A 6139-nucleotide genomic window follows, 5' to 3' on the forward strand; every position below is an offset into this window, starting at 1 on the left:
GCGTGCCCCCCCACTCGTCAACCCACCTGAAAGGAAGCCCAAACCAACAAACACAACCCCCCCCCCCCCCTTCCTGCCCCCCCCCCCCCGCTTCCTGTCGTACCAGAGTGTCAGCCGGACTCGTCAGGGGCTCTTGACGTACTCCTGCTGCACCCGGGGTGGCCAACTGCCGCTGCTCAGGATGCCCAGCGTGTAGGCGCGGGAGACAAGCGCCGGCCGGTTGGGTACGTCCAGCTTCCGCAACATGGCGCTGACGTGGTACTCGATGCCCTTACAGCTCAGGTGCAGCTGACCGGCCAACTGCACGGTGGAGGCACCGGCGGCGACCTTCTCGAGGATTCTGGCCTCCATCTCGCTCAACAGGGTCGACCGGGCGCCGCCCGGCGGGCATTCGGGGGTCGGAGGGTCGACCTGGACCAGCACGAGGAGCGGGCTGTCGGCGCGGGCATCGGACCGCATCCGCAACGCCGTGAGATTGCCTCCCACCGCGTTCTCCGGACGCGGCACCATGACGTACTCGGTGAGACGGCCGGTGCGGCCGAGACGGAGCTGATCGAAACCCGCCCGTAGCCGGGAGCGGCTGTCAGGGTGGAGAAGGTCGGCGAACGCGATGTCACGGACCTCGGAGGTGTTGCGGTCCAGCAGGGCGAGCATGGCATCGTTGGCCCGCCGGATCCGGCTGTGCGAGTCCAGCGCCGCCATTCCGACTCCGGAACGCTCGAAGAAGGAACGGAACATGGCCGCCGACCGGGACGGTGTGCGTTGGTGCACAGAGTGATTGATGTCAGCCCGGGGGTGTTCCGTCGGACAATCTAATGCATCTGGCATGAAGTTCCTCGTCGGAAGTTGTCAGGCGACTGCGCCAGTGGCTTCTGCTGGGCTGGTCAACATCACCCAGAGCCCCGATGCGCGAGGTGTCAGACGAAGCGTCAGTGTCGGACGGAAGTCGTCGGAAAACCGGTTCCAGTCCGAATACTTCTTGTATCGAAGGCTAGTTGCACGTTTATCCACGACGCAACTCGACGTGATTAGCGTCACGGTTCCCGCCCGGTGTCATCGCGTCGGGTGTCGGCTGTCTAGGGATTTCCGGCCGACGGCCTCGTGAGACTGTCCGGTGCTACCGGCCTTCATGCGGAGAGGACGCGAGCCATGACCATGGCCGAAAACAACATTCCCTCGATGGCGTCCCTGACCGCGCCACTCCTCGGCATCAACGAGGAACTGCGGGCGATGCAGGCGGAACGGCCCATCTGGAAGGTCAGGACCTACACCGGTGACGAGGCCTGGCTGGTCATGGGCGCTTCGGAGATCAAGCGGCTGCTTGTCGACAGGAGGCTGGGCCGCTCGCATCCCGACCCGGCCAGCGCACCGAAATACGCGCCGAGTCCGGTCTTCGAGCAGATCATGGCCGAGTTCGAACATCATGCCGAGATCCGGGCGTTGCTCACGCCGTACTTCTCCCGCACGTCCATGCGGGAGATGCAGCCCAAGGTCGAAGCGACCGTGGCGGAGCTGGTCGAGACGATGCTGGCCGGCGAACCCCCGGCGGAACTGCAGAAGGTGCTGGCGCGGCCGTTGGCCATGCGCGTGCTGTGCGAACTCGTCGGCATCCCCGTGGCCGACCAGGAACTGGTCGGCCGACTTCTGCACCGGATGGCCGGCCTCGGCGCGGGCGGCGGCGACGCCACCCTCGACGCCTACCTGGCCGGGATCGCGGCGCAGAGACGGGCCGAACCGCGCCAGGACATGATTTCCGGACTGGTCGCCGCGGGACAGACCGACGAGCGGGTGGCGACGCTGGTCGCGATGCTGCTGTTCGCCGGCGGCGAGAGCGTCGCCACGCACATCGGGTTCGGTGTGGCCCGGCTGGCCACCGATGACGCGCTGCGCGAGGCGTTGCGCCACGACCCCGCGCTGGTCGAGCCGGTGGTCGAGGAGATGCTGCGCACCGCGAGTCACGGTGGCGGGGCGCAACCCCATTACGCCAACGCGGACATCGAGATCGCAGGGGTGACCATCCGGGCCGGAGACCTCGTGCTGCCGGACTTCGCGCTGGCCAACTTCGACGCACGGGCCTTCGAGAACCCGGAGGTCGTCGACCTCACGCGCAGCCCCAACCAGCACCTGGCGTTCGCGCACGGAATCTGGCACTGCCTCGGTGCGCCCCTGGCCCGGATGGAGCTGCGGACCGTCTACACGACCCTGTTCGAGCGGGCGCCCTCCCTCCGTCTCGCGGTGCCGCTCGACGAGCTGAACCGCGAGACGGACCGGCTGTTCTCGACCATGCCCGAGCTGAGCATCACCTGGTGAGACCGCTCTGTCGGGAGGCACCCCCCGGTGTGTCTCCCGACACCCCTTCGAACTGTGCCGTGTACAGGCGGGCGTAGGCGCCGTCGACGGCGAGGAGTTCGTCGTGCGTGCCCTGTTCGACGATCCGGCCCCGGTCCATGACGAGGATCAGGTCCGCGTCGCGGATGGTGGACAGCCGGTGCGCTATCACGAAACTGGTGCGGCCCCGGCGCAGCCTTGCCATGGCCTGCTGCACCAGCAGTTCGCTGCGTGTGTCCACCGAGCTGGTCGCTTCGTCGAGGATCAGCACGGACGGCGAGGCGAGGAACGCCCGCGCCACCGTGATGAGCTGTCTCTCGCCGGCGCTGATGCCCGCTGCCTCGTCGAGCACCGTGTCGTAACCCTTCGGGAGCGTCCTCAATAAGTGGTCCACCCGCATGGCCCTGGCCGCGGTGACGATCTCCTCGCGCGTCGCCCCCGGACGCCCGTACGCGATGTTCTCCGCCACCGTCCCCTCGAACAGCCACGTGTCCTGGAGCACCAGCCCCATGCGCGAGCGGAGAGCCTCGCGGCTCATCGTCGCGATGTCCACGCCGTCGAGCAGGATCCGCCCGGCATCGGGTTCGTAGAAGCGCATCAGCAGGTTGCCGAGTGTCGTCTTGCCCGCGCCGGTCGGTCCCACGATCGCGACCGTGGTCCCCGGCGGCACCGACAGGGAAAAGTCCTCGATCAGCGGACGGTCCCGTCTGTAGCGGAAGCTGACGTCCTGGAACTCGACGTGACCGGACACGGTGGCGAGCGAGACCGGTTCTGCGGGTTCGGCCGATTGCTCGTCGGCGTCGAGGAAGGCGAAGACGCGTTCGGCCGAGGCCAGGCCGGACTGGAGCTTGCCGACCACCGCGCCGATCTGGCCGGCCTGGTTGCTGAACTGGTTGGTGTACTGGAGGAAGGCCTGCACCTCGCCCAGCGACAGCGCGCCCGAGGCGACCCGCAGCACACCGATGACGGACACGGCGACGTAGTTCAGGTTCGACACGAAGCCCAGCGCGGGTTCGACGGTCGCCGCGAGGAACTGCGCGGCCGAGCCCGCCCGGTACGCCTTCTCGTTGTGCTCGTCGAACTCCGCCTCGCTGTGGGCCTGTCGTCCGAACACCCGTACAAGCGCGTGTCCGGTGTACATGTCCTCGACGTGTGTGGCCAGGGCGCCGGTCGCGGCCCACTGCTCGGCGAACCGCGGCCGTGCCCGGGCACTCAGCTTCGCCGCGATCACGGCGCACACCGGGAGGCTCGCCAGCAGCAGAGCCGCCAGCAGCGGCGAGATCACGAACATCACCGCGGTGAGGCCGCTCGCGTACATCACGGCGGTGCCCAGCTGACTGAGCGTCTGCTGGAGCACCTGTTGCAGATTGTCGACGTCGTTGGTGACGCGGTTCAGCAGCTCGCCGCGCGGCTGCCCGTCGAAGTAGCCGAGGGGCAGCCGGGCCAGCTTGGCCTCCGCCCGGGTCCTGACGTCCCGGGCGATCGCCTGCACGACGTTCGCCGCCATGCGCTCCTGCACGAAGTTGGCGGCCGACCCGGCCGCGAACAGGGCCAGCGCCGTCGACAACACCGACGCCACCGCCGCGAAGTCGATGCCGTGACCGGGTGTGAAGTCGACCGTGTCGTACACGGATGCGAGGGTGCCGTGCCCCTCCGCGCGGAGCCGGGCCAGTGCCTGGCCTTTCGTGAGCCCGGCAGGCAGCGCCTCACCGGCCACGCCGGCGACGATCAGATTGGTGGCGTGCCCGAGGCGGAGCGGGGCGATGATGTTCACCACGACACCGGCGAGGCTCACCAGAACGGTGACGGCGAGGACCGTCCGGTGCGGGCGCATCAGCCGCGCGATCGCCCGCAGGGTTCCCCCCGGGTCGGCGGCCTGCTTCTTCTCGGTCACGCCGCTTCCTCCACGTCGTCGAGCTGGGACCGCACGATCTCCCTGTACGTCCCGTTCTCCGTCAGCAGTTGCTCGTGAGAGCCCCGGCCCACCACGCGGCCGTCCTCCAGCACGAGGACCAGGTCGGCGTTCTTGATGGCGCCCACCCGCTGCGCGACGATCACCACCGTCGCGTCGGCGAGTTCCGGGGCCAGTGCGTTGCGCACGGCCAGGTCCGTCGCGGCGTCCAGGCCGGAGAAACAGTCGTCGAACAGGTAGATCCCGGGCCGTCGCAGCAGGGTTCTCGCGAGGGCGAGCCGCTGCCGCTGCCCGCCCGAGACGTTCGTGCCGCCCTGGGTGATCTCCGCTTGCAGCCCACCCGGCATCGCCGCCACGAACTCGCGCGCCTGGGCGGTCTCGAGCGCGTGCCAGAGATCCGCGTCGGTGGCGTTCTCGTTGCCCCAGCGCAGGTTGGACGCGACGGTTCCCGCGAAGAGGTAAGGCTGCTGCGGGACCAGACCCACGGCGCGACTGCGGGTGGCGGCGTCCAGATCACGTACGTCGACCCCGTCCACCAGCACCGATCCGGACGTGGCGTCGAACAGCCGCGCCACCAGGTTCAACAGGGTGGTCTTGCCGCTCCCGGTGCCGCCGATCACCGCCACGGTCCGGCCGGGCCCGGCGCTCAGGTCGATGTCGTGCAGGAACGGCTCCTCCGCGCCGGGATAACGGAACCCGACGCCGCGCAGTTCCAGGTGCCCCGGCCGCGGCCCGGACACGACCGGCTGGGAGGACGTGGCCATCCCCGGGTCGGTGTCGAGTACCTCACGGATGCGGCGCGCGGCGGCGGCGGCCCGCGGAACCGTGAGCATGACGTACATGGCGATGACCATCGAGGTCAGCACCAGCACGATGTAGCCGAGGAACGCGCTCAGCGCTCCGACCTGCAGTGCGCCCGAGGCGATCCGCTTCGCGCCGATCCACGCCACCGCCACGGTGAACCCGTTGCCCAGCAGCCACACCAGCGGGAACATGCCGGCCGCGAGCCGACGCACCCTGCGGGTCAGCACGAACATCTCGGTGTTCGCCGCGCCGAACCGCTCCTGTTCGTGCGTGTCCCGGACGAAGGCACGCACCACCCGCACGCCGGTGATCTGCTCACGGAACAGCCGGCTGATGGTGTCCATGCCGCCCTGGATGCGGTCGTAGAGCCGGCCCATCCGGGTCAGGACCACCGCCACCACGACCGTCGTCACCGGGATCAGCACGATCACGACCAGCGCCAACGGCACGTCCTGGCGCAGCGCGAGCACCACGCTCACCACACACATGATCGGCGCGGTGATGATGCTGCTCAGCCCGTCGGCCGCGAGGGTCTGGACCTGCTGCACGTCGTTGAGTGTCCTGGTGGCCAGGGAGGACGTGCCGAAGCGCCCCACGTCGTGTGCGGAGAACCGCTGCACGTGGCGGAACATCGCCGACCTCAGATCGCGGCCGACCGCGGTGGCGGCACGCGCGGCGAAGTACTCGGCTCCCAGCCGCGCGGCGAGCTGGGCCACGACGACGAGCAGCATCTCCGTGCCCAGCCAGATGATCCCCGGCAGCGACCCCACCAGCAGTCCCCGGTCGATGACCTGTGCGCTCAACGTGGGGAGCATGAGGAGCGCCAGCGTCTGCGCGATCTGGAGGGTGATGGTCAGCGCGACCCAGGTCCGGTAGGGGCGCAGGTACGTCCTGAGCAATCGCAAGGGCACGCGGTACTCCGGAAGTCGAGGGCGGTTGGCCGCCGGGCGCGTGCGTCCGGCGCGGGCAGCGTCACCCGGACCGCGTCGGTGATTCCCTAGTGTCCCCGCACGTCTTTCGCTCCCGACACTAGGAAATTCCGGCTGGCCGGAGATCGAGACTGCACGAGGGTGTCCGCGAGTGAATGGAAGCGAC

4 protein-coding genes are annotated in these 6139 nt (G+C 69.1%); 1 reads left to right on the forward strand and 3 read right to left on the reverse strand.

The window, feature by feature from the left end:
* Window positions 1–123: 123 nt before the first annotated feature.
* The gene (locus AC07CM_RS18760) at window positions 124–738 is read right to left on the reverse strand and encodes a LuxR C-terminal-related transcriptional regulator (protein ID WP_478877502.1); all 615 of its coding nucleotides are present in this window, start codon (window positions 736–738) and stop codon (window positions 124–126) included.
* 411 nt (window positions 739–1149) lie between these two features.
* On the opposite strand from AC07CM_RS18760, the gene AC07CM_RS18765 reads away from it, so the two are divergent.
* Window positions 1150–2310 carry a cytochrome P450 gene (locus AC07CM_RS18765; RefSeq protein ID WP_478877503.1) on the forward strand — a complete coding sequence of 387 codons (1161 nt, stop codon included), beginning with the start codon at window positions 1150–1152 and terminating at the stop codon, window positions 2308–2310.
* Here AC07CM_RS18765 and AC07CM_RS18770 read toward each other — a convergent pair.
* Both AC07CM_RS18770 and AC07CM_RS18775 read right to left on the reverse strand, forming a co-directional pair.
* Entirely contained in the window at window positions 2300–4222 is a 1923-nt protein-coding gene (locus AC07CM_RS18770; protein WP_478877504.1) for an ABC transporter ATP-binding protein, read from the reverse strand. The genes AC07CM_RS18765 and AC07CM_RS18770 overlap by 11 nt on opposite strands.
* A complete protein-coding gene (locus AC07CM_RS18775; protein WP_478877505.1) occupies window positions 4219–5955 on the reverse strand; it encodes an ABC transporter ATP-binding protein in 1737 nt (578 codons plus the stop codon). The genes AC07CM_RS18770 and AC07CM_RS18775 overlap by 4 nt, the downstream gene beginning before the upstream one ends.
* Window positions 5956–6139: the final 184 nt, after the last annotated feature.

Source organism: Streptomyces sp. NPDC044061 (assembly GCF_056434305.1).

What these genes read in the sequence shown, in the direction of transcription:
- AC07CM_RS18760 (WP_478877502.1), bottom strand. Translation starts at nt 738, where the DNA reads ATGTTCCGTTCCTTCTTCGAGCGTTCCGGAGTCGGAATGGCGGCGCTG.
- AC07CM_RS18765 (WP_478877503.1), top strand. Translation starts at nt 1,150, where the DNA reads ATGACCATGGCCGAAAACAACATTCCCTCGATGGCGTCCCTGACCGCG.